Here is an 18,988-nt window from a genome sequence, read left to right on the forward strand (position 1 = left end):
AGGGAGGCGTCGGCGGTCCGACCGCCGGGCGTCCTCGACCGGCCCCTCGCCGAATCGAACCCCTTACCTGCCGACGACGGCAACCGTCCGGTATGGCAGACGCACTCGTCGCCGAGGAGGTCCGCAAGTCCTACGGCGACGTCACGGCGCTCGACGGCGTCTCCCTCTCGGTCGGCACGGGCGAGGTGTTCTCGCTCATCGGGCCGAACGGCGCGGGAAAGACCACGCTCGTCCGGGCGCTCACGGGGACGACGACGCCCGACGACGGCCGCGTCCGGATTCACGGCGACGCGCCCGCCGAGGCGGACCGCTCGCGGGTCGGCCTGCTCCCGCAGTCGTTCGACCCGCCGGGCAGGCTGACGGCGCGCGAACTGCTCTCCTACTACGCCGGACTGTACGACGACGCCCGCGACGTGGACGCCGTGCTGGGGGAGGTCGGCCTCGCCGCCGCCGCCGGCACGTGGTACGAGAAGCTCTCCGGCGGCCAGCAGCGCCGGGTCTGCGTCGGCGCGACGCTCGTCAACGACCCCGACGTGCTCTTCCTCGACGAACCGACGACCGGCATCGACCCGGCCGGGCGACGCTCGCTCTGGTCGCTCGTCGACGAACTGGCCGAGAGCGGGACGACAGTCTTCCTGACCACCCACTCCATGGCGGAGGCCGAACGCCTCGCCGACCGCGTGGGCCTGCTCGCCGACGGCGACCTCGTGGCCGTCGGCTCCCCCGAGGCGCTGGTCGCCGAACACGGCGGTCGGAGCCGCCTCGTCGTCGAGACCGACGCCGCCCCGTCCGCGGTCGACGACCGGTTCGCCGTCGAGGCGACCGACGCCGGCCTCGTCTTCGACGGCGTCGGCCCCGCCGAGATCGGCGACGTGGTCGGACTGCTGAACGACCGCGGGGTGACCTACGAGGCGCTGACGTGGACCGAACCGGACCTCGAAGACGTCTACCTGCGACTGACGGGCGAGTCGCTGGGGGCGGACGCGACGCCGACGGCCGGTCGACCGGTTCCGGCGGGAGGTGACCGATGACGACCGTCGGGCGCGTCGTCGCCGAGGGCGGCGCGGCGTGGCGGTCGTTCGTCCGTCGCCGGACGGCCGTCTTCTTCACGTTCTTCTTCCCCGTCATCCTCATCCTCATCTTCGGCGTGCTCGTCCGGACGGGCGGCGGGGGCGGCGGCCTCTTCTCGAAGCCGGCGGGCTACTACGTCCCGGGTTATCTCGCCGTCGTCGTGTTGTTCACGCCGCTGTCGCGCGTCGGCCACACCGTCGCCCGTCACCGCGAGTCGAACCGGTTCGAGAAGTTGGCGACGACGCCGCTGAGCCGCGCGGAGTGGCTGCTGGCGCACGCGCTCGTCAACGTGGTCATCATCGGTCTCGCGGGACTCATCATCCTCGGACTGGTCGCGGTGCTCACCCCCGCGGACGTCGCCCTCGCCGCGCTCCCGACGGTCGCCGTCTTCGTCGCGGTGGCCGTGGCGCTGTTCTGCGGCTTCGGCGCGCTACTCGGCAGTCTCGCCGACTCGCAGGACGGCGTCGTCGCCGCGAGCAACGGCGTCGCGCTCCCGCTGCTCTTCCTCTCGGAGACGTTCGTCCCGCCGTCGATGCTGCCGGCGTGGTTCCGGCCCGCGATGAACCTCTCGCCGCTGACCTACTTCGCGCGCGGCGTCCGGGACGTGACGTACGCCGGCGCGGGAGCGGGCGCGGACCTGCTCGTGCTCGCGGTGCTCGCGGTGGCCTTCTTCGTCGCCGGCGCGTACGCCATCCCCCGCACGGACTAGTCGTCTGTACTCCGTCGCCCGTCCTCCACCGGTCGGAGGAACCTGGGACGACAGGAGTTCGACCGGGCAAACGTCGAAGACAGAAGCGGTGACGTCGGCGCTCGGTCGCTACCTCGATTACTCCTCGCCGGACTCGTAGTGGTCGCCGGCCGCGTCCGGAGTGCGGGTGCGGCCGACCAGCGCGAGGACGACGATGACGATGACGTACGGCACGAGGCGAATCAGGGTCTGGGAGATGGAGAACCCGAGCGTCTGGAGCCGTATCTCCAGCGCCGAGAGCGCCGCAAAGAGCAGCGACGCGCCGAACGCGCCCACCGGGTTGTAGTTCCCGAACAGGTACGCGGTGATGCCGATCCACCCGCGTCCGTCGACCATCGTCGCGCCGCTACCGATGAACTGGCCGAGCGACAGCGACAGTCCGGCCCCGCCGATGCCGGCTAGGACGCCCGACAGCAGGACGCTCGCGTAGCGCACCTTGCGCACGTCCACGCCGGCGGTGTCGAGCGCCCGCGGGTTCTCGCCGCTGGCGCGGACCCACCGGCCGAACGGGGTGTTCCGGAGGACGTACCACGAGAGCGGGACGGCCGCCAGGAGCATGTACACCGTCGGGTTGGCGTTGAAGAACACTGGACCGACCACCGGAATCTCGGCGAGTCCGGGGACGACCCAGTTCGACAGCGTCGGCACCGTGCTGCTGGTGGTGCTCCCCCAGAGGACCCGGGTGGCGAACGGCGCGAACCCGAGCGCGATGAGCCACACCGCCAGCCCCGCGATGACCTGGTCGGCTTTCAGGTCGATGGTGACGACCGCGAACAGGAGCGCGAGCAGCGTGCTCGCGGCGACCGCCGCCAGGAAGCCGAGCCAGGCGGCCGTCGCCGGCGAGGCGAGCGAGGACGACCAGCCGCTGACGGCGATGCCGGTGAACGCGGAGATGATGAGCAGCCCCTCCAGACCGATGTTGATGACGCCGCTGCGCTCGGCGAAGATACCGCCCAGCGCCGCGAAGGCTATCGGGACGGTGACCCGGAGCGACGCCTGGAGGTAGCCGACGTCGACGACGCCGATGACGGCCGCGGTCGGACTCGCCGGGAAGAACACCTCGACGACGAGCGCGCCGGCGACGGCCAGCGCGGCGAACGCGGCGAGCAGGACGTGTTTCCTACGCATCGTCACCACCCCCCGAGTCGGCCTCGGCGCCGTCCGATTCGCCGCCGTCGGTGGCGACGGGGTCGCGGTCCGCGACGCCCGCCCAGCCGCCGAGCATGCGGAAGAACTCCGGCATGGCGACGAACAGGATGATGAGACCGCGGAGCACGCCGATGAGTTCCGGCGGGACGTCCGTCTCGAAGCCGACCGTGAGCCCTCCGCTCTTCAGCACGCCGAAAAGCAGCGCCGCCGGGACGACGCCGAGCGGGTTGTTGCCGGCGAGGATGGAGACGGTGATGCCGTCGAAGCCGAGCGACGGCGGGGCGATGTACCGCCCCTCGACCATCAGCACGTAGACGGCACCGGCGAGTCCGCCGATGGCACCCGAGAGCGTCATGCTCGCAACCGTCATCCGCTCGGCGTCGACGCCGGCGTAGGACGCCGCCGCCGGCTGGAGCCCGCTGGTCCGCAGTTCGTAGCCGAAGGACGTGTTCTTGAACATGTAGTAGACGCCGAGCGCGAGCGCGAGCGTCGCCACGAACACGAGCAGCGAGAAGCTCGAACTCGGGTGGAACAGAATCGGCTGCAGTTTCGCGTACCCGGGCACGTTCTCGGTGGCGACCGTCGAACTCACCCGGAAGTAGTTGTTGACCAGGTAGAACGCTATCCCGGTGGCGATGAAGTTGAGCATGATGGTGGTGATGACCTCGTTGGCGTCGGCGTACGCCTTCAGCGCGCCGGGAATCGCCCCGTACGCACCGCCGACGACCGCACCGACGAGCAGGCCGAGCGGGATCAGGACGAGACCGCCGACGAGGCCGCCCGGGACCAGCGGCGCGACGGCGAGCACGGTCAGTGCGGTCGCCAGCGCGCCGAGCACGAGCTGGCCCTGCGTTCCGATGTTGAAGAGGCCGGCCCGGAACGACACCGCGACGGCAAGGCCGGTGAGCAACAGCAGCGTCATCTGCTGGAGCGTGAGCGCGACGTTGAACGGCGTGCCGACCGCGCCGTAGAACAGGTAGTAGTACACGAACATCGGGTCGTACCCGGACGCCAGGAGCAGGAGTGCGCCGACCAGTAGCGACGCGAACAGCGCCGTCACGCTCAGTGCGAGTCGCTCCAGGACCGACGCGCCGACCAGGCGTTCCAGTCCGGCCGTCGCCCTCGCCCGCAACCCGTCGCTCATCGGCGCTCACCTCCGGCGGGCGTACCGCCGTCGGCCGCGCGCGCGGCCATCCGGGGGACCGACGCGGGTTCCTCGCCGGCCATCAGCATCCCCAGTTGCTCCTCGGTGACCGACTCGGGGTCGACCACGTCGGCGACCTCCCCGCCGTGGAGGACGCCCAGGCGGTCCGAGAGCGTCCGGACCTCGTCGAGCTTCGACGAGACGAGGAGGACGGCCTTGCCCTGCTGGCGGAGTTCCAGCAGGCGGTCGTGGATGAACTCGATGCTACCGATGTCCACGCCGCGAGTCGGATGGGAGGCGACGACCAGCGAGGGGTCGCGGCGGAACTCCCGGCCGACGACGAACTTCTGCTGGTTCCCGCCGGACAGCGAGTGCGCCTCGGCGTCCACGTTCCGCGGACGTACGTCGTACTCCTCGACGAGGTCGTCGACGTGGTCGCGGGTCGTCTCCCAGTCGATTCGGTCGTTTTCGGCGTACGGCTCGGTGTGCTGGTTGCCGAGCAGGCTGTTCTCGACGAGGTCGAACTCCATGACCAGCCCCTCGTCCTGGCGGTCCTCGGGGATGTACGCCATCCCGCGCTCGATGTGCTCGCGGCGCGAGCGGGCGGTTACGTCCTCCCCGTCGAAGACGACGTGCCCCCCGTCCGGTGACTGCATCCCGGTGATGGCCTCGACCAGTTCGGTCTGGCCGTTGCCGTCCACGCCCGCGATTCCGAACACTTCGCCCTCGCGAACGTCGAAGCTCACGTCCGAGACGCGCTCGTGTCCCGTCTCGTCGGTGACGGTGAGGTCCTCGACGGAGAGGACGACGTCGCCGGGCGTGCGCTCCTCTTTGTCCGCTTCGAGGATGACCTCGCGACCGACCATCAGTTCGGCGAGGTTCTCCCGGGTCGCGTCGGCGGCGGCCACGCTGCCGACGTTCTCGCCGTCCCGGAGGACGGTTATCTCGTCGGCCGCGTGCATCGCCTCGCCGAGCTTGTGGGTGATGAAGATTATCGTCTTGCCCTGGTCGGTCAGTTCCTCGAGGACGGCGAACAGGTCCTCGACCTCCTGGGGCGTGAGCACTGCCGTCGGTTCGTCGAGAATCAGTACGTCTGCGCCACGGTACAGCGCCTTCAGTATCTCGACGCGCTGCTGAACGCCGACGCCGACGTCCTCGACCTTGGCGTCGGGAGACACGTCGAAGCCGTAGCGCTCGCTCAGTTCGACGACCTGTTCGCGGGCCCGGTCGTGGTCGACCGCCAGCCCGCCCCACTTCCGTGGTTCGTTGCCGAGGACGATGTTCTCCGTGACGGTCATCGTGTCCACGAGCATGAAGTGCTGGTGGATCATTCCGATGCCGGCGTCGATGGCGTCCCGGGGCGATTCGAACGTGCGCGGTTCGCCGTCCACCCGGACCGTCCCCTCGGTGGGCCGGTAGAGCCCGTAGAGGACGTTCATCAGGGTGGTCTTCCCCGCGCCGTTCTCGCCGAGCAGTGCGTGGACGGTACCGCGTTCGACGACGAGGTCGACGTCGTCGTTGGCGACGACTCCGGGGAACCGCTTCGTGATTCCGTCTAGATGTACGGTAGGAGTGTTCATTGGATCAGGACGACGCGGTCCTCGCCGGTCGGCGCAGCGCGCCCGACTCGGCCGCCGTCTCCCGGCGTCGGCGAGTCAGTGGCAGGGGCGACGCGTGCCGACGATGGTCGCACTGCCGACCGCGAGTCCGCGTCGAAATCGCTTGTCAGACGTTCTTCGGGTCCGTCGGGACCGAGATGTCGCCGTCGATGATGGCCTGCTTCGACTTCTTCAGTTGCGAGTTAATCTGTTTCGGAATCTCGCCGCTGTACTTCTGTCCGATGACGGCCTCGACGCCGTCCTTCTCCAGGCCGAGGGCGTGCGTCGTCCCGCCATCGAAGTTGTCGTTGGCGACCCGCTTGACCGAGTTGTACACGGCCGTGTCCACGTGTTTGACCATGCTGGCGACGATCCAGTTCGCGTAGGAACTGGCGCTCTGGGACTGGTCGGAGTCGACGCCGATGGCGTAGCGACTCTCCTGCTTGGCCGCCTTGAACACGCCGTTGCCGGTCCCGCCGGCGGCGTGGTAGACGATGTCCGCGCCCTCGTTGTACATCGAGAGTGCTATCTCCTTGCCGCGCTGGACGTCGCTCCAGGAGCCGGCGTACGCCGACTTGACCGAGATGCCGTCGTCGGCGTGCTTCGCGCCGGCCTTGAAACCGGCCTCGAACTTCTTGATGAGCGGGTTCTTCTTCCCGCCGACGAAGCCGACCATCTTGTCGCCGTTCGTCGACCCGCCGCCCTTGCTGAAGTCGGTGGTCGTGAGCAGGCCGGCCAGGTGACCGACCTGGAACGACCCCTCGTGTTCCTTGAACACGTAGCTGGAGACGTTGTCCCGCTTGACCTCGCCGTCGACCAGCATGAAGTTCTGCTTCGAGAAGTTCTTCGACGTCTTCTTCAGCGCGTCCGTCTGTACGAACCCGATGCAGCAGACGAGGTCGTACTTGGGGTCCTTCGACGACGCGAACTTTCGCTGGAGCGCCTGGAACTCGCTCGCTCCGCCCGGTTCGACCTCGTCGTAGGCGACGCTCATCTCCTCTTTGGCCTTCTTGACGCCGTTGAACGCCATCTCGTTGAACGAGTCGTCGCCCTTGCCGCCGAGGGCGTACACCATCCCGACGTTCGTCTTGTCGCTACCGCCGCCGCCGTTCCCGCCGCCCCCGCCGGGGCTGCTGAGACAGCCCGCGAGACCGCCGATGCCCAGTGCGCCACCCGTTTTTACCAGTCGCCGCCTCTGTTTGTCAACGTCCGTCATCTGTTCGTTATTCAGTTCGATTGTTCCTGATAAACGCTCCGCTTCGCGTTCAGAACATCGAAAATACGGACATTCGACTTGGCGGGCCGCATCTATCGAACCTCCGATATCGCGGCGTCGACGGCGTCCCTCGTTTTCGCGACGAGGGCGTCCACGTCGTCGCTCTCGGCGTAGATGCGGACGTAGGGTTCGGTCCCGCTCGGTCGGACGAGCACCCACGAACCGTCCGGCCGTTCCGCCCGGACGCCGTACTCGGTGTCGGCCGACGCGTCCGGGAACGTCTCGGGAATCGCCGTCTCCAGTCGTGCCATGGCCGCCGTCTTCGCGTCGTCCGGACAGGGGACGCTCACCTTCCGGTAGGGGCGTTCGCTCACCGCTTCCCGGAGCGACGCGACGCCGTCGGCCGCCGCGACCAGACGCGCGAGTACCGCCGCGCTCGCGACGCCGTCTATCCAGCCGCCGAACTGCGTGTGGACGTGCTTCCACGGTTCCGCCGCGAAGACGACGTCCGTGTCCTCGCCGCCCGCGTTCCGCGCCGAAGCGATGCCCTCGTGGAGCGCGCCGAGGCGCACTCGCTCGACTCGCCCGCCGGCCGCGCGGACGCGCTCGTCGATGCGCGCGGAGGCGTTCGGCGTGGTCACCACCACGGGGTCGTCCGCGTCGCTGGCCGCCACGTAGTGTTCCGAGAGAATCGCGACGACCGTGTCCTCGTGGACGATAGCGCCGTCGCCGTCCACCAGTACGATGCGGTCGGCGTCGCCGTCGTGTGCGAGTCCGAACGCGAAGTCGCCGCTCCGGGTGAACTCCTGCAGGTCGGTCAGCGTCTCCGGGGTCGGTTTGCTCTCACGGCCGGGGAAGTGGCCGTCGACGTTGGCGTTCAGCGTGACCACCTTCGCGCCGAGCGCCCGGAGCACCTGCGGCGTGGCGACGCTCGCCATCCCGTTACCGCAGTCGACCGCGACGCGAACGCCGTCCAGCGGCGCGCCGTGCCGGCGGGCGTACGCGACGACGGCCTCGAGGTAGTCGTCGAGCACGCTCTCGCGGTCACACTCGCCCCATTCGTCCCACGCGACCGGCCCGGGGTCGTCCGCGACCCGCTCTTCGACCGAGCGCTCCGCCTCGCGGTCGTACTCCTCGCCGTCGACGAACAGTTTGATGCCGTTGTCGGTCGGCGGGTTGTGACTCGCGGTCAGCATCACGCCCCGTCGCCCCTGCGAGGCGAACGCGAGCGCCGGCGTCGGGAGCTGCCCGGCGCGACGGACGTCAGCCCCCGCGCTCTCCAGGCCCGCCTCCATCGCGGCGGCGAGCGCCGCTCCCGTCTCGCGCCCGTCCCGGGCCAGCACGAACTCCGCGCCCGACTCCCCCGCGGCGCGTCCGACGGCGAGTGCGAGTTCGGGTGTCACTCGCTCGACAGCGTCTCCGCGGATACCCGCGGTTCCGAAGAGGTCCATGTTCGAGAGTTCTACCCGGGACACTTAGGTCCCCTCGATTCTTCGCCGACCATCTCACAAAAGATAAGCCCCGGTCCTGCGTAGGCGGGAGTATGAGCCTGCCAAGCCTGACGACACCACAAGGCGCGTTCGACTACCTGATCGGCCTCATCATCTTCCTCTCCGGAGTCATCACCCTGTACATGGTCGCCATCACGTTCGGCGTCATCAATCCGCTGTTCTGAGAGCGACTGCGACGGGTCGTGCCGCGTCGAATCGCCGCACTTCGTTGAAACTACCGCTCGACAGTACGTTCCTCGGTGAGACGACGTCGACTCGCGAACTTCCGTGCCGACGCCTCGAAGTGAGAAGAGCGAACGATGGAGCGTGCTGTCCGCTCAGAGTTCGACGCCGCTGGGGATGAGACTGTGCTGGCGGAGGAGGTTCCCTTCGTCGTTGTAGACGAGGAACGTACTCTTGTCGTACTCGACCTCGTCGTCGCCGTTGATGGCGATTTCGACGTGATAGCGGCCGTCCGTGTCGCTCGTCTTCTGTCCGTAGGTGCGGGCGGCACGGATGAACTTGAGGACGTCCTCGGCCTCCTCGTTCAGTTCGAGGATGAAATCGCCCGTCGTCCGGTTCGTGACGCTGACCACTCCGGTCGCGTCCGGTTCGTCCACGCTCTCCTGGAGACGAAAGGTGACGTCGGTCTCGTCAGCGGTGAGCAAGTCGCCGTCGGGACCGGAGAGGCGCTCGCGAAGGGTCGAGGACGGCCCCTCGAAATCGATGATTACCGTCGGCTTGCTGGGGGAACCGTCCTCGTCGACCCAATCGATGTTTTCGACGTCCAGTGTGAAGTAGTCGCGCCTCATTCCGTGCTACCGTCTACGTTCTCGCGTGTCATGAACGTAACGCCACGGTACGAGACGAGAGACTTTTCCGACCGGGTCCTCCGGGCCGACGACGTATCATCGAACTGTCGTCTCGCGGTTCCGGCGACCCCGGCGCGCGGGGTCCGGAACCACCGTCGAACTCACCGCGGAACGGACCGTCCTCGCGTCGGGCCGACACGTCCAGGCGTCGCGGCAAGCGTCCGTCCAATCAGACGGCTTTTGACGACAGGTCACCAAGGTTCAGTCACCGAATGACCCTCACGAAGCGCATCATCCCGTGCATCGACGTGGACGTGGACGAGAACGGCGACGCGGCGGTGTACACGGGCGTCAACTTCGAAAACCTCCGGCACACGGGCGACCCCGTGGAGATGGCCCGCGAGTACAACGAGGCGGGGGCAGACGAGTTCGTCTTCCTCGACATCACGGCCAGCGCCGAGGGTCGGGAGACGATGCTCGACACCGTCTCGGCGGTTGCGGACGAGGTGTTCATCCCCCTGACGGTCGGCGGCGGCATTCGAACGCGCGAGGACATCAAGGAGACGCTGCGGGCCGGCGCGGACAAGGTCTCCATCAACACCGGCGCGCTGGAACGCCCCGAACTCATCACGGAAGGCGCGGCGGCGTTCGGCAGCCAGTGCATCGTCATCAGCATCGACGCCAAACGCCGCTTCGGCGAGGGCGGCGAACACTACGTCCAGGTCGACGGCGAGTCCTGCTGGTTCGAGTGCACCGTCAAGGGCGGCCGCGAGGGGACCGGGGTCGACGTGGTCGAGTGGGCGCAGGAGGCCGAGCGCCGCGGTGCGGGGGAACTGTTCGTCAACTCCATCGACGCCGACGGCACCGAGGAGGGCTACGACGTCCCGCTGACGAAGGCGGTCTGCGACGCCGTCTCGACGCCGGTCATCGCCTCCTCCGGCTGTGGCGGCCCCGAGGACATGCACGAGGTGTTCACCGACGCGGGCGCGGACGCCGCGCTCGCGGCCTCCATCTTCCACTTCGACGAGTACTCCATCCGCGAGGTCAAGGAGTACCTCGACGAGCAGGGACTGCCCATCCGGCTGTAACCCTTCGACCGGTAACTGAAGCCAAAATTTCGAACGACTCTGGATTTTTCGTACGTCCGATGTAGACGAGCGGTGACGTTCCGTCGAAACCGGGCGTTCGCTCTCAGGCGCGATACGTTTCGTACAGCGCCGCGAGTCCGCCGGCGGCGAGCACGAACCAGTAGCTCGCGACGCGGTAGACGAGCGCGATGACGCCCGCAGTGCCCCAGGAGACGGCGGTTCCGCCGGCAGTCAGGGCGACGATCAGCGCCACGATGGCGAACTCGACGCCGCCGAGACCACCCGGGGTCGGGGTGAGTCCGGCGATGGTGCTCGCGGGAACGACGAAGAAGACGACGAAGGGGTCCAGGTGAACCCCGAACGTGAGGCCGGCGAAGTACAGCGGGAGCGCGAAGAAGAGCCAGCCGAGGAACGCGTACGGGAGCGTCCGCTTGACGGCGTCCGGGTGGGTCGCTATCTCCTCGACGCCCTGGAAGAACTCCCGGACGCGGCCGCGAATCGAGGTCACCTCGACGCGGGAGGTGCGGGCCGCGACGGGCGAGACGACCGTGACGACGAGCGTCTCGACGAACCCCTGGTTGCGCCAGCCGGCGTACACGAGCGCCGGGACGAGGATTGCCATCCCGGCCAGCCCCCAGACGAGGTACCGCGCCTGGCCGGTGATGTCGCTCCGGAACGCGAGCGCGAGGCCGCCGATGGCGGCGAACGCGAAGAAGGGGACGAGGTTCAGGAGTTCGGCCATCAGCACGCCCGCCAGACTCTCCTCGTAGGTCGCCCGGTCGTCCGTCGAGAGCACGAACGCGACGAACGGGCTGCCGCCCGCCTTCCCGAACGGCGTCACGTAGTCGCCGAACGTCGCCGCGAAGTAGGTGACGACGAGCGACCGCAGCGGGATGTCGATGCCGAACACCGAGAGGATGACGTCCCAGGCCTTCGACCAGAAGACGAGGCTGACGACCGTCGAGGCGCAGGCGACGACGACCCACTTCGGGTCCGCGTCGGCGAGCGCGGCCTGGAGTTCGCTCCAGCCGATGACGCGCCCGAACAGGTACAGTATCGCGCCGGCGACGGCGAACCCGACGAGTACCTTCGCGACTGTGCTACGGTCGACCCCCTCGCTACGTTTCTCGGTCGTTGACATGGCTCGTTCGCGCGAAACGGCAGTGGTGGTTCGTCGTTGCAGACCCTGGTAGCCGATAACTGGTAGCAGGTCGCCGGTTCGGCACACCGACCGTTCGTCTTGCGAGGGGTACGTCCCGCTGACTGTTGTGTCTGCTGGCGGGCGTCGGCGAGAGAATCAGGCCGCGGTCGCGAACGCGTCGCGGAAGTTGGACGTCTTCTCCTTGACGCGACCGACGGCGGCTTCGAGCGCGTCGAGGGGGTCGTCGCCGTCCGTCTTGACCGTGAGGATGGGGTCGGTCTGGCCGCCCGACTGCTCGGGGTTCACGTCGTAGGTCGCGGCCGCGACGCTCTCGGTCTCCAGGAGCGCGCCCTTCAGCACGTTCATGAACGTGTGGTCCTCGCCCCCGATCTCTATCTCGAGTTCGGTATCCGTCTTGTCGATGACCCGCAGTTCCATACCCCCGGATTCGCCACTCTCGCGTTTCAATCTTGCGAAGCGTACGTTTTCGCGACGCGTCGACTCATCACGGCAGTGCCAGGAAGACGACGTAGGCGACGGTCACGAGAACGGCGGCGTGTTTCGCGCCGTCGCGGACGCTCCCCTCGCCCATCTTCCCGGCGACCACGCCCGAGAACAGCCCCTGTATCAGTGCAGTGTGGAAGAAGACGAGGGTGTAAGCGTCGACGGACACCGACGAGACGCCGCCGGTGCCGGGGACGGCGGCCGAAACGCTTCCCCCGGTTTCGGTCTGCGGGACCTGCTCCAGCGCCGGGATGAGGATGCTGTTCAGCGCCGCGACGATTATCAGGAAGACGAGGAAGGCGAGGTAGACGATGACGAGGTAGGTCAGCATCTCCTGGCGGCGCTGTCGGCGCAGTCGCCGGGTCGCCTGGGCGTCGTCGGCGGCGATGCGGAGCACGCGACCGATGTCGTCGCTGGCGTGCATCGCGTTCGTCACGAGCGTGACGATTCGCGTGATGGTGGGGCTGTCGATGCGGTCTTCGAAGCGGTAGAGCGCGGTCGCGGCGTCCGTCCCCCACTCGATGTCGCGCCACGTTCGCCGTATCTCCGCGTCGAGCACGCCGAGGTCGCTGTCTGCCACCTGCTCGATGCTCTCGACGACCGTCATCCCGGCCTCGTTGACGCTGGCGAGGCGGTCGAGCAGGTCCGGGGCCGCCGCCTCGATGGACATCAGTCGCCGTCGCCGCAGTTCCCGGACGACGGCGAACGTCGCGAGCACGAACAGCGCTGCCTGGACGACGGCGTCGTCGACGGCGCGGGGGGTGGCGGTGCCGGCCGCGACGGCGGGGCCGACGCGCACGACCAGCGAGACGACCGCCAGCGGCACCGTCGCGTACAGGACGACGACCGGGTCGGCGAGCACGGTCCGGACGGGGTTCTCCAGCCCCGACCGGAGGTCCCGGAAGCGGTCGTACAGCGCCAGTCGTTCGGCGTTGGCGAGACGGTCGTCCCGGGACGCGCTCGCCGCGACGCCGCCGTCGCCGAGCACGGACCGGGTCGCGTCGGGGTCGCTGACCCGCCGGACGTCGGCGATGGTCGGGTCGTCGACGTCGCGGTCCCGTCCCCCGGCGGTGAGAGACTCGGTGATGCTGTCGAGGTAGACGACGAAGCCGACGTTGCCCAGCGGGACGAGCAGGTACGTCATCAGGTGCAGGAACTCCAGCGTCTCGGCGATGCCCATCAGGCCGACGATGACCAGCAGGGTGACGAGTAGCAGGGGACCGACGACGAACAGCGAGACGTACCCCTCCGCCAGCGTCGCGAGCAGTTCGAGGAACGCCTCCTGTTCCGCCTCCGCGTCCTCCTGGTACCGCTCGTACTGGTCGTGGAGGTACGAGGGGAGGCTCTGGCCGCTCTGGAGAACGCTCGTGAGGTTCTCGGCGAGATCCTCGAACTTCTCGCTGGGCGACTGCTGGGCCATCTGCTGGATGGCGGTCAGCATGTCCAGTCCGAACAGGTCCATCGCCTTCACCGCGACTTCGACCTCCTCGGCCGCCTCGCCGTAGACCGCCCGGTTTCGCGCCAGCGTCCGCAGTATCTCCGGAAACGCCATCCCGCTCCGGGAGAGGGCGTAGACGAACGCGACCGTCCGCGCGAGGCTCGCGTCTATCCGGCGCTCCCGGGCGTCCGCGCGGTGGGACAGCGTCGCCCACCGCAGCCAGTAGGTGAGCCCGCCGGCGGCGAGGCCGAGCGTCGCGCTGCTGAACAGGAGGGTGACGAACAGCTCCGACATCGACAGCGTCGGTACGGCGTGGAGGTTCGCGAGGAAGCCGAGCCGCGAGGGCAGGGTCTCCCGGAGCGTCGCCGACGAGACGGAGAGGACCGCGAGCACGAGACCGACGAGGTAGACCCCGACGACGCTGCCGGCGACGGCGGCCAGCCCGGCGTACACCCACGTCTTCGAAGCGTACAGCCGGTAGGTCTCGCCGACGTGCGCGGCCCGGAGGAGGCGCCGTCGACGGGCCTGCCGCCGGCCGCTCTCGCGGACGTACCGGCCGAACACCGACAGGGAGACGCGCGTGACGACCCGGTTCGCCCTCGTGCTGACCGGCGACAGCGCGACCGGCGCGAGCAGCGCCAGCGCACACAGGAGCGGCAGGAAGTTCAGCAGGGACATCAGTCGAACTCCGAGACGGTCGACTCGATGTCGTCGGACACCCGCTCGACGACGCGCTCGGGGTCGGCGTAGTACTCGTTGACCATCGCGGTGAACCGGCGGTAGTCGGTGACGTCGTTCTCCCGGAGGTACTGGAGGACGAGCTTGCGGTCCCGCAACTCTTCGAGCAGTTCCGACCGCGACCAGCCGTGACTCTCCCGAATCTCGTCGAGCACCTCGCTGTCGCGCTTGCGGAACGTGTCCTCGCCGGGGTTCCACGAGAACGTCGTCGAGTAGTCCAGGTCGCCCGTCCGCTGGTCGATGCCCTCTATCTCGGCGATCACCTTGTTCCGGCGCACCCGCTCGTCGCCGACGTGGGTGAGCGTCTGGATGGAGAGGATGTCGAGGCTCTGTATCATCGCCCGCGGCACGTTGATGGGGTCGTTCTCCAGGCGGTTGATGACCGTCTGCACGCTGTCCGCGTGCATGGTCGAGTACGTCGTGTGACCGGTGTTCATCGCCTGGAACAGCGTCATCGCCTCCTCGCCGCGCACCTCGCCGACGGCGATGTACTCGGGGCGGTGGCGCAGCGCCGACCGCAGCAGGTCGTACATCGTGATGTCCGCGCCATCGTCGAGGCGGTCCCGGGTGACCGACGAGAGCCAGTTGTCGTGATAGAGGGTCAGCTCGCGGGTGTCCTCGATGGTGAGTATCTTCGAGCGCGGCGGGACGAACATCGAGATGGCGTTCAGGGACGTGGTCTTGCCGGACGCCGTCCCGCCGGCGAAGATGAGCGACTTGTTGTTCTCGATGGCGAGCCAGAGGTACGCCATCTGGTCGAGCGAGAAGGTGCCGTAGTCGACGAGGTCGACCGGCGTGAACGGTTCGTCGGCGTACTTCCGGATGGTGAACGCCGACCCGCGCGGCGTGACCTCCCGGCCGAGCGCGAGTTCCGCCCGGGAACCGTCGGGCAGCGTCGCCTCGACGACGGGTTCGCCGACGCTGACGTGCTGGCCGGACCGCTGGGCGAGCCGCACGACGAGGTTGTCGAGTTCGTCCTCGCCGTAGACGACGTTCGTCTCCACGTCGTCGTACTCGTCGTGGTAGACGAAGATGGGCAGGTCGTACCCGTCGCAGGAGACGTCCTCGATGCGCGGGTCGCACATCAGCGGGTCGAGTTTCCCGTACCCGCGGAAGGCCCGGTAGAGGTAGTAGAACAGCCGGTAGAACGTCGCCATGTCGACCTCCACGCCGTACACCTCGAGCAGTTCGCGCAGCTCGTCTTTCAGCACTCCCTCGGGCGGTTCGTCGCCCATCTCGCGGCGGTAGATGAGCGACTGGCGGATGTCGGCGAACAGCTTGTCGAGCAGTTCGCTCTCCAGTTCGTCGAGTTCCGGCTCGACGACGTAGTAGAGGTGTTGGTTCGCCGACGGGTCGTAGTTGACCGAGACGAAGGCGAAGGGGGCGTTCACCCAGTAGCGGTCCACCTCGCGGTAGTCCGACAGCCCCGTGAAGCTGATGAGCGAGCCGTGCTCGTCGGGGTCGTAGTTCTCGACCGATATCGTCGACCCCCGGAGCATCTCGGCGGCGCGGCTGAGCGTCCGCCGGAACTCCCGGATGCGGATAGAGACGTCGTCGGCTAGCTCGTCTATCTGGAGACTCGACATGGGTCGTGTCGTCGTACCGCCGCGGTGCGCCCGGCCGCCGGTCCTCCGGCCGCGACGGCGTTCCTCGTCCCGGCAATTGCAGTCAGGATACTTAAATCAATGGCTGGACAGTTTCACGGAGCGCGGTCGGCCCCGACCGGCACGGTTTAGTTCGGCCCCGCCGTCGATTTTCGCAGATGCTCTCCGGTCTCGACGTCTCCCGCAGGTCCCTCGGAGCGGCGCTGATGACCGGCTCGGTCCTCGTCGTCGCGGTCGCGCTCGTCGCCAGCGCGGCCCTGGCCCCTCCCATCGCGTCCACGCCGGCGTCGAACGGTTCGGCGACGACGCTGGTCGGCGTCCAGTCCACGACGACCGACGGCCGACTCGCCGCGCTCGGCCCCCGGGGCGGGGAACGCTGGTCGTACGCCAACGCCGCGAGCTACCACGACGTGACGCCGCTCCCGAACGGCACCGTGCTGGCGACGTTCGTCGCCCACGACGACCGGCCCTGCGGCCCCTACGAGGCGCCCTGCTCGCGGACCGGCGTTCGCATCGTCGACCCGAAGCCGGAACCGCACGTCGTCTTCGAGTGGGCGTTCCCCGTCCGGACCAGCAAGAACAGCGAGGTCCACGACGCCGAACTGCTGCCGTCCGGCGAACTGCTCGTCGCGGACATGGACCGCGAGCGCGTGTTCACGGTCGCACCGAACGGCACCGTCACGTGGCAGTGGTCGGCGAGTTCGTTCTACGACGCGCCGCCCGACCCCACGAAGACCGACTGGCTCCACATCAACGACGTGGACCGCCTGGCGGAGGGCCGATACCTCGTCAGCGTCAGGAACGCGAACCAGCTGGTAATCGTCGAGCGCGGCGAGGGCGTCGTCGACGTCATCAACGAGGACGGCGACCCGCGCGTGCTGAACAAGCAGCACAACCCCCAGATGCTCGGATCGGACGCCGTCCTGGTCGCGGACAGCGAGAACGACCGCGTGGTCGAACTACACGAGCGGAACGGCGAGTGGGAGGTCGCCTGGCAGGTCGACTCGGCGGGCGGCGTCCGGTTCGACTGGCCGCGGGACGCCGACCGCCTGCCGAACGGCAACACGCTCGTCACCGACAGCCGGAACAACCGGGTCGTGGAGCTGAACGCCTCCGGCGACGTGGTCTGGAGCGCGCGCGTGCCGACGGTCCCCTACGAGGCCGACCGACCGCCCGGCGAGTACCCCGCAGGCGACCCCTACGAGAGCGACGGCGCGACCGGCGTCGGCGCGGAGGGTGCCGGCTCCGCCGGAGGCCCGCTCGGAAGCGGCGACCTCCCCGTGTTCTCCTACCTCGTCGACAGCGCGCGCCACGTCGTCGCGCTCCCGTACTGGCTCTCGGGGTGGCACCTCGCGCTCGGGTCGGGAGCCTCCGTGGCGTTTCTCGCGGGACTGGTGCTGTTCGTCCGGAGCGAGTGACCGGGCGGCCGCCCGGTCCCGGTAACCTGATGGTCCCGGGGTTTCCTGTCCGAACTATGACTGGCGGCAGCGACGCGGGTGCCGGAGACGACCCCGACGGAGAGGACGAGAGCGACGTTCACGACGGGGCTGACTGTGGAGAGGGCGACCACGACGCGGGCGTCGAGGAGAGCGGTCACGCCGAGGAGGACGGCCACGGCGACGACGAGGACGCCGGAGGCCACGGCGCGCTCCCGCCGGAGGACCTCCGGTATCCGGAGTTCGTCTTCGAGTCGGGCGACGTCGCGTCGGACGGAGCGTTCGACCTCCGGCGGGACCTCGACCGGGAGGAGATGGCGGACTGGCTCGAGGACCTCGCGGGCGGACTGGCCAGCCACGACGTGGCGGTCGAGTCGCCGGACGGGTACGTCACGTTCGGCGTCGGTGCCGGGGACGTGGCGATGTCGTTCGACCCGGGCGAGGACGTCGGCGAACTGTCGGTAACGTTCTCCCTCCGCGCGAAGCCGATGTTCGTGGCGGACGACCCCGACGGTCGGAAGGTCGGCGCGCGCGGCGGTCGCGGGTTCGTCCCAGTCGAGATGCTGACGGGCGAGCGCGAGACGTACCGCTGTTACAACTGGATAGACGACCCCGACGCCGAGGGTGACGAGGACTGACCGGGGAGCCGGCGTCGAAGGTGCGACCTACTCCAGGCAGGCGGCGACGACGCGCAGCATGGCTTCGCCGCGGACCTCCTCGGCGAAGAGGGGGACGCGCTTGATGTCGTGGCCGCGGAACACGTCCTGGGCCTCCCGGAGGGCGGACTGCTGGACCTCCCAGCGCTGCTGGCAGAACTCGCAGGCGTCGAGGTTCGGGGTGACGAACTGGTCGGAGTCGACGGCCGGCGTCACGTCCGCGAGGTCCTCCATCACCTTGTTGACGACGACGGTGCCGACCGGGATGTCGAACTCCGAGAGCTGTGCGAGCAGGCGCTTCGACTCGAAGACGCTCATCTCCTCGGGGACCATCACGACCCGGAAGTCGGTCTTGCCGGGGTCGCGCAGGGTGGCTCGCAGGCGTTCGATGCGCTCGCGGAGCACGTCGAGGTCGTCGACGCCCTCCTCGGCACCGTCGTCGTCGCCGCCGAACACGCCCTTCACGCCGTCCATCATGCCCTGGAAGCGCTGGCGAAGGGTGGCGATGCGACCGACCATCGTGTCCATGATTTCGGGGAGTTCGAGCAACCGGAGGGTGTGGCCCGTCGGCGCGGTGTCGACGACGACGCGGTCGAAGCGGTCGTCGTCCAGGAACTCCAGCAGCTTCTGCATCGCCGCGGCCTCGTCGGCGCCCGGCATCGCGCCGCCGAGCAGCGACGACATCGGCCCCTCTCCGTCCTCGCCGAGCATGGCTCCGAGGCCGCCCAGCGGGTTCTCGCCGCCCTGGCCGAAGACGCCTGCCTGCGCCTCCAGTTCGGCGTCGGGGTCTATCTCGGACCCGAACAGCGGGACGTCCCCGCGGATGCGGGTCGGCTCCGCCGGCACGTCGGTCTCGAAGGTGTCGGACAGCGAGTGGGCGGGGTCGGTCGAGACGACCAGCGTCGCCGTGCCGTCTCGGGCGCTCGCCAGCGCCGTCGCGGCCGCCATCGTCGTCTTCCCCACGCCGCCTTTGCCGCCGTAGAGGACGTACTCCGGCGCGTCGACGCCCGTCGGAACCGCCGCCTCGTCGATGCTCTCGACAGTCTCCACGTCCAGTTCGGTCATGCCCCTGGGTTGCCGACGGGCGCTTGTGTACCCGTCGGTCCCGCGTTACGCGGTCGCCGTCGATGACGGGTTCCACCGCCGCCGACGGTG

17 protein-coding genes are annotated in these 18,988 nt (G+C 68.8%); 6 read left to right on the forward strand and 11 right to left on the reverse strand.

From position 1 onward, the window contains the following. The first annotated feature begins 92 nt into the window (after positions 1-92). Positions 93-1,031, forward strand: coding sequence for an ABC transporter ATP-binding protein (locus ACTF4R_RS15120; RefSeq protein WP_440008722.1), 939 nt, complete (start codon positions 93-95; stop codon positions 1,029-1,031). Continuing rightward, on the forward strand, positions 1,028-1,780 hold the full coding sequence (locus ACTF4R_RS15125; protein WP_440008723.1) for an ABC transporter permease: 753 nt from the start codon (positions 1,028-1,030) through the stop codon (positions 1,778-1,780). Before ACTF4R_RS15120 ends, ACTF4R_RS15125 begins: the two co-directional genes overlap by 4 nt. 117 nt (positions 1,781-1,897) lie before the next feature. On the opposite strand, the gene ACTF4R_RS15130 is transcribed toward ACTF4R_RS15125, so the two are convergent. The 5 genes from ACTF4R_RS15130 to ACTF4R_RS15150 all read right to left on the reverse strand — a co-directional run bounded on the left by ACTF4R_RS15130 (position 1,898) and on the right by ACTF4R_RS15150 (position 8,377). Next, positions 1,898-2,947 carry an ABC transporter permease gene (locus tag ACTF4R_RS15130; protein WP_440008724.1) on the reverse strand — a complete coding sequence of 350 codons (1,050 nt, stop codon included), beginning with the start codon at positions 2,945-2,947 and terminating at the stop codon, positions 1,898-1,900. Continuing rightward, complete coding sequence (locus tag ACTF4R_RS15135; protein WP_440008725.1) at positions 2,940-4,112, reverse strand: ABC transporter permease; 1,173 nt, start codon at positions 4,110-4,112, stop codon at positions 2,940-2,942. The genes ACTF4R_RS15130 and ACTF4R_RS15135 overlap by 8 nt, the downstream gene beginning before the upstream one ends. After that, complete coding sequence (locus tag ACTF4R_RS15140; protein WP_440008726.1) at positions 4,109-5,692, reverse strand: ABC transporter ATP-binding protein; 1,584 nt, start codon at positions 5,690-5,692, stop codon at positions 4,109-4,111. Before ACTF4R_RS15140 ends, ACTF4R_RS15135 begins: the two co-directional genes overlap by 4 nt. 145 nt (positions 5,693-5,837) lie before the next feature. After that, positions 5,838-6,926: a BMP family lipoprotein gene (locus ACTF4R_RS15145; protein WP_440008727.1), complete on the reverse strand. Its 1,089-nt coding sequence runs from the start codon at positions 6,924-6,926 to the stop codon at positions 5,838-5,840. 92 nt (positions 6,927-7,018) lie between these two features. Then, the gene (locus ACTF4R_RS15150; RefSeq protein ID WP_440008728.1) at positions 7,019-8,377 is read right to left on the reverse strand and encodes a phosphohexomutase domain-containing protein; all 1,359 of its coding nucleotides are present in this window, start codon (positions 8,375-8,377) and stop codon (positions 7,019-7,021) included. A gap of 92 nt (positions 8,378-8,469) precedes the next feature. Here ACTF4R_RS15150 and ACTF4R_RS15155 point away from each other — a divergent pair, with 92 nt between their 5' ends. Beyond that, positions 8,470-8,601: a hypothetical protein gene (locus ACTF4R_RS15155; RefSeq protein WP_440008729.1), complete on the forward strand. Its 132-nt coding sequence runs from the start codon at positions 8,470-8,472 to the stop codon at positions 8,599-8,601. A gap of 153 nt (positions 8,602-8,754) precedes the next feature. Here ACTF4R_RS15155 and ACTF4R_RS15160 read toward each other — a convergent pair whose 3' ends face one another. Continuing rightward, entirely contained in the window at positions 8,755-9,228 is a 474-nt protein-coding gene (locus ACTF4R_RS15160; protein WP_113277417.1) for a DUF5793 family protein, read from the reverse strand. A 272-nt stretch (positions 9,229-9,500) separates the two neighbouring features. On the opposite strand from ACTF4R_RS15160, the gene hisF reads away from it, so the two are divergent. After that, positions 9,501-10,316, forward strand: a complete 816-nt coding sequence (gene hisF / locus ACTF4R_RS15165; RefSeq protein ID WP_440008730.1) for an imidazole glycerol phosphate synthase subunit HisF — start codon at positions 9,501-9,503, stop codon at positions 10,314-10,316. A gap of 103 nt (positions 10,317-10,419) precedes the next feature. On the opposite strand, the gene ACTF4R_RS15170 is transcribed toward hisF, so the two are convergent. The 4 genes from ACTF4R_RS15170 to ACTF4R_RS15185 form a co-directional block, all read right to left on the reverse strand. Further along, positions 10,420-11,457, reverse strand: coding sequence for a lysylphosphatidylglycerol synthase transmembrane domain-containing protein (locus ACTF4R_RS15170; protein WP_440008731.1), 1,038 nt, complete (start codon positions 11,455-11,457; stop codon positions 10,420-10,422). A 156-nt stretch (positions 11,458-11,613) separates the two neighbouring features. After that, the gene (locus ACTF4R_RS15175; RefSeq protein ID WP_113277420.1) at positions 11,614-11,895 is read right to left on the reverse strand and encodes a DNA-directed RNA polymerase subunit L; all 282 of its coding nucleotides are present in this window, start codon (positions 11,893-11,895) and stop codon (positions 11,614-11,616) included. Positions 11,896-11,962: 67 nt separating this feature from the next. After that, positions 11,963-14,077, reverse strand: coding sequence for a type II secretion system F family protein (locus ACTF4R_RS15180; protein WP_440008732.1), 2,115 nt, complete (start codon positions 14,075-14,077; stop codon positions 11,963-11,965). Beyond that, positions 14,077-15,723 (reverse strand): type II/IV secretion system ATPase subunit, encoded by a 1,647-nt coding sequence (locus tag ACTF4R_RS15185; RefSeq protein ID WP_440008733.1) that lies wholly within the window; start codon positions 15,721-15,723, stop codon positions 14,077-14,079. The genes ACTF4R_RS15180 and ACTF4R_RS15185 overlap by 1 nt, the downstream gene beginning before the upstream one ends. 176 nt (positions 15,724-15,899) lie before the next feature. Between ACTF4R_RS15185 and ACTF4R_RS15190 the strand changes: the two genes are divergently transcribed. Further along, complete coding sequence (locus ACTF4R_RS15190) at positions 15,900-17,159, forward strand: arylsulfotransferase family protein (RefSeq protein WP_440008734.1); 1,260 nt, start codon at positions 15,900-15,902, stop codon at positions 17,157-17,159. Positions 17,160-17,215: 56 nt separating this feature from the next. Beyond that, on the forward strand, positions 17,216-17,815 hold the full coding sequence (locus tag ACTF4R_RS15195) for a hypothetical protein (RefSeq protein WP_440008735.1): 600 nt from the start codon (positions 17,216-17,218) through the stop codon (positions 17,813-17,815). Between the two features lie 27 nt (positions 17,816-17,842). On the opposite strand, the gene ACTF4R_RS15200 is transcribed toward ACTF4R_RS15195, so the two are convergent. Next, entirely contained in the window at positions 17,843-18,898 is a 1,056-nt protein-coding gene (locus ACTF4R_RS15200) for an ArsA family ATPase (RefSeq protein ID WP_440008736.1), read from the reverse strand. Positions 18,899-18,988 lie beyond the last annotated feature (90 nt).

It is taken from the genome of Halomicrococcus pelagicus, assembly GCF_051917725.1.
GTDB lineage: Archaea > Halobacteriota > Halobacteria > Halobacteriales > Haladaptataceae > Halomicrococcus.

Bases quoted from the DNA above. Each gene is read 5' to 3' on its own strand.
- ACTF4R_RS15120 (WP_440008722.1), top strand. From the start codon at position 93: ATGGCAGACGCACTCGTCGCCGAGGAGGTCCGCAAGTCCTACGGCGAC.
- ACTF4R_RS15125 (WP_440008723.1), top strand. From the start codon at position 1,028: ATGACGACCGTCGGGCGCGTCGTCGCCGAGGGCGGCGCGGCGTGGCGG.
- ACTF4R_RS15130 (WP_440008724.1), bottom strand. From the start codon at position 2,947: ATGCGTAGGAAACACGTCCTGCTCGCCGCGTTCGCCGCGCTGGCCGTC.
- ACTF4R_RS15135 (WP_440008725.1), bottom strand. From the start codon at position 4,112: ATGAGCGACGGGTTGCGGGCGAGGGCGACGGCCGGACTGGAACGCCTG.
- ACTF4R_RS15140 (WP_440008726.1), bottom strand. From the start codon at position 5,692: ATGAACACTCCTACCGTACATCTAGACGGAATCACGAAGCGGTTCCCC.
- ACTF4R_RS15145 (WP_440008727.1), bottom strand. From the start codon at position 6,926: ATGACGGACGTTGACAAACAGAGGCGGCGACTGGTAAAAACGGGTGGC.
- ACTF4R_RS15150 (WP_440008728.1), bottom strand. From the start codon at position 8,377: ATGGACCTCTTCGGAACCGCGGGTATCCGCGGAGACGCTGTCGAGCGA.
- ACTF4R_RS15155 (WP_440008729.1), top strand. From the start codon at position 8,470: ATGAGCCTGCCAAGCCTGACGACACCACAAGGCGCGTTCGACTACCTG.
- ACTF4R_RS15160 (WP_113277417.1), bottom strand. From the start codon at position 9,228: ATGAGGCGCGACTACTTCACACTGGACGTCGAAAACATCGATTGGGTC.
- hisF (WP_440008730.1), top strand. From the start codon at position 9,501: ATGACCCTCACGAAGCGCATCATCCCGTGCATCGACGTGGACGTGGAC.
- ACTF4R_RS15170 (WP_440008731.1), bottom strand. From the start codon at position 11,457: ATGTCAACGACCGAGAAACGTAGCGAGGGGGTCGACCGTAGCACAGTC.
- ACTF4R_RS15175 (WP_113277420.1), bottom strand. From the start codon at position 11,895: ATGGAACTGCGGGTCATCGACAAGACGGATACCGAACTCGAGATAGAG.
- ACTF4R_RS15180 (WP_440008732.1), bottom strand. From the start codon at position 14,077: ATGTCCCTGCTGAACTTCCTGCCGCTCCTGTGTGCGCTGGCGCTGCTC.
- ACTF4R_RS15185 (WP_440008733.1), bottom strand. From the start codon at position 15,723: ATGTCGAGTCTCCAGATAGACGAGCTAGCCGACGACGTCTCTATCCGC.
- ACTF4R_RS15190 (WP_440008734.1), top strand. From the start codon at position 15,900: ATGCTCTCCGGTCTCGACGTCTCCCGCAGGTCCCTCGGAGCGGCGCTG.
- ACTF4R_RS15195 (WP_440008735.1), top strand. From the start codon at position 17,216: ATGACTGGCGGCAGCGACGCGGGTGCCGGAGACGACCCCGACGGAGAG.
- ACTF4R_RS15200 (WP_440008736.1), bottom strand. From the start codon at position 18,898: ATGACCGAACTGGACGTGGAGACTGTCGAGAGCATCGACGAGGCGGCG.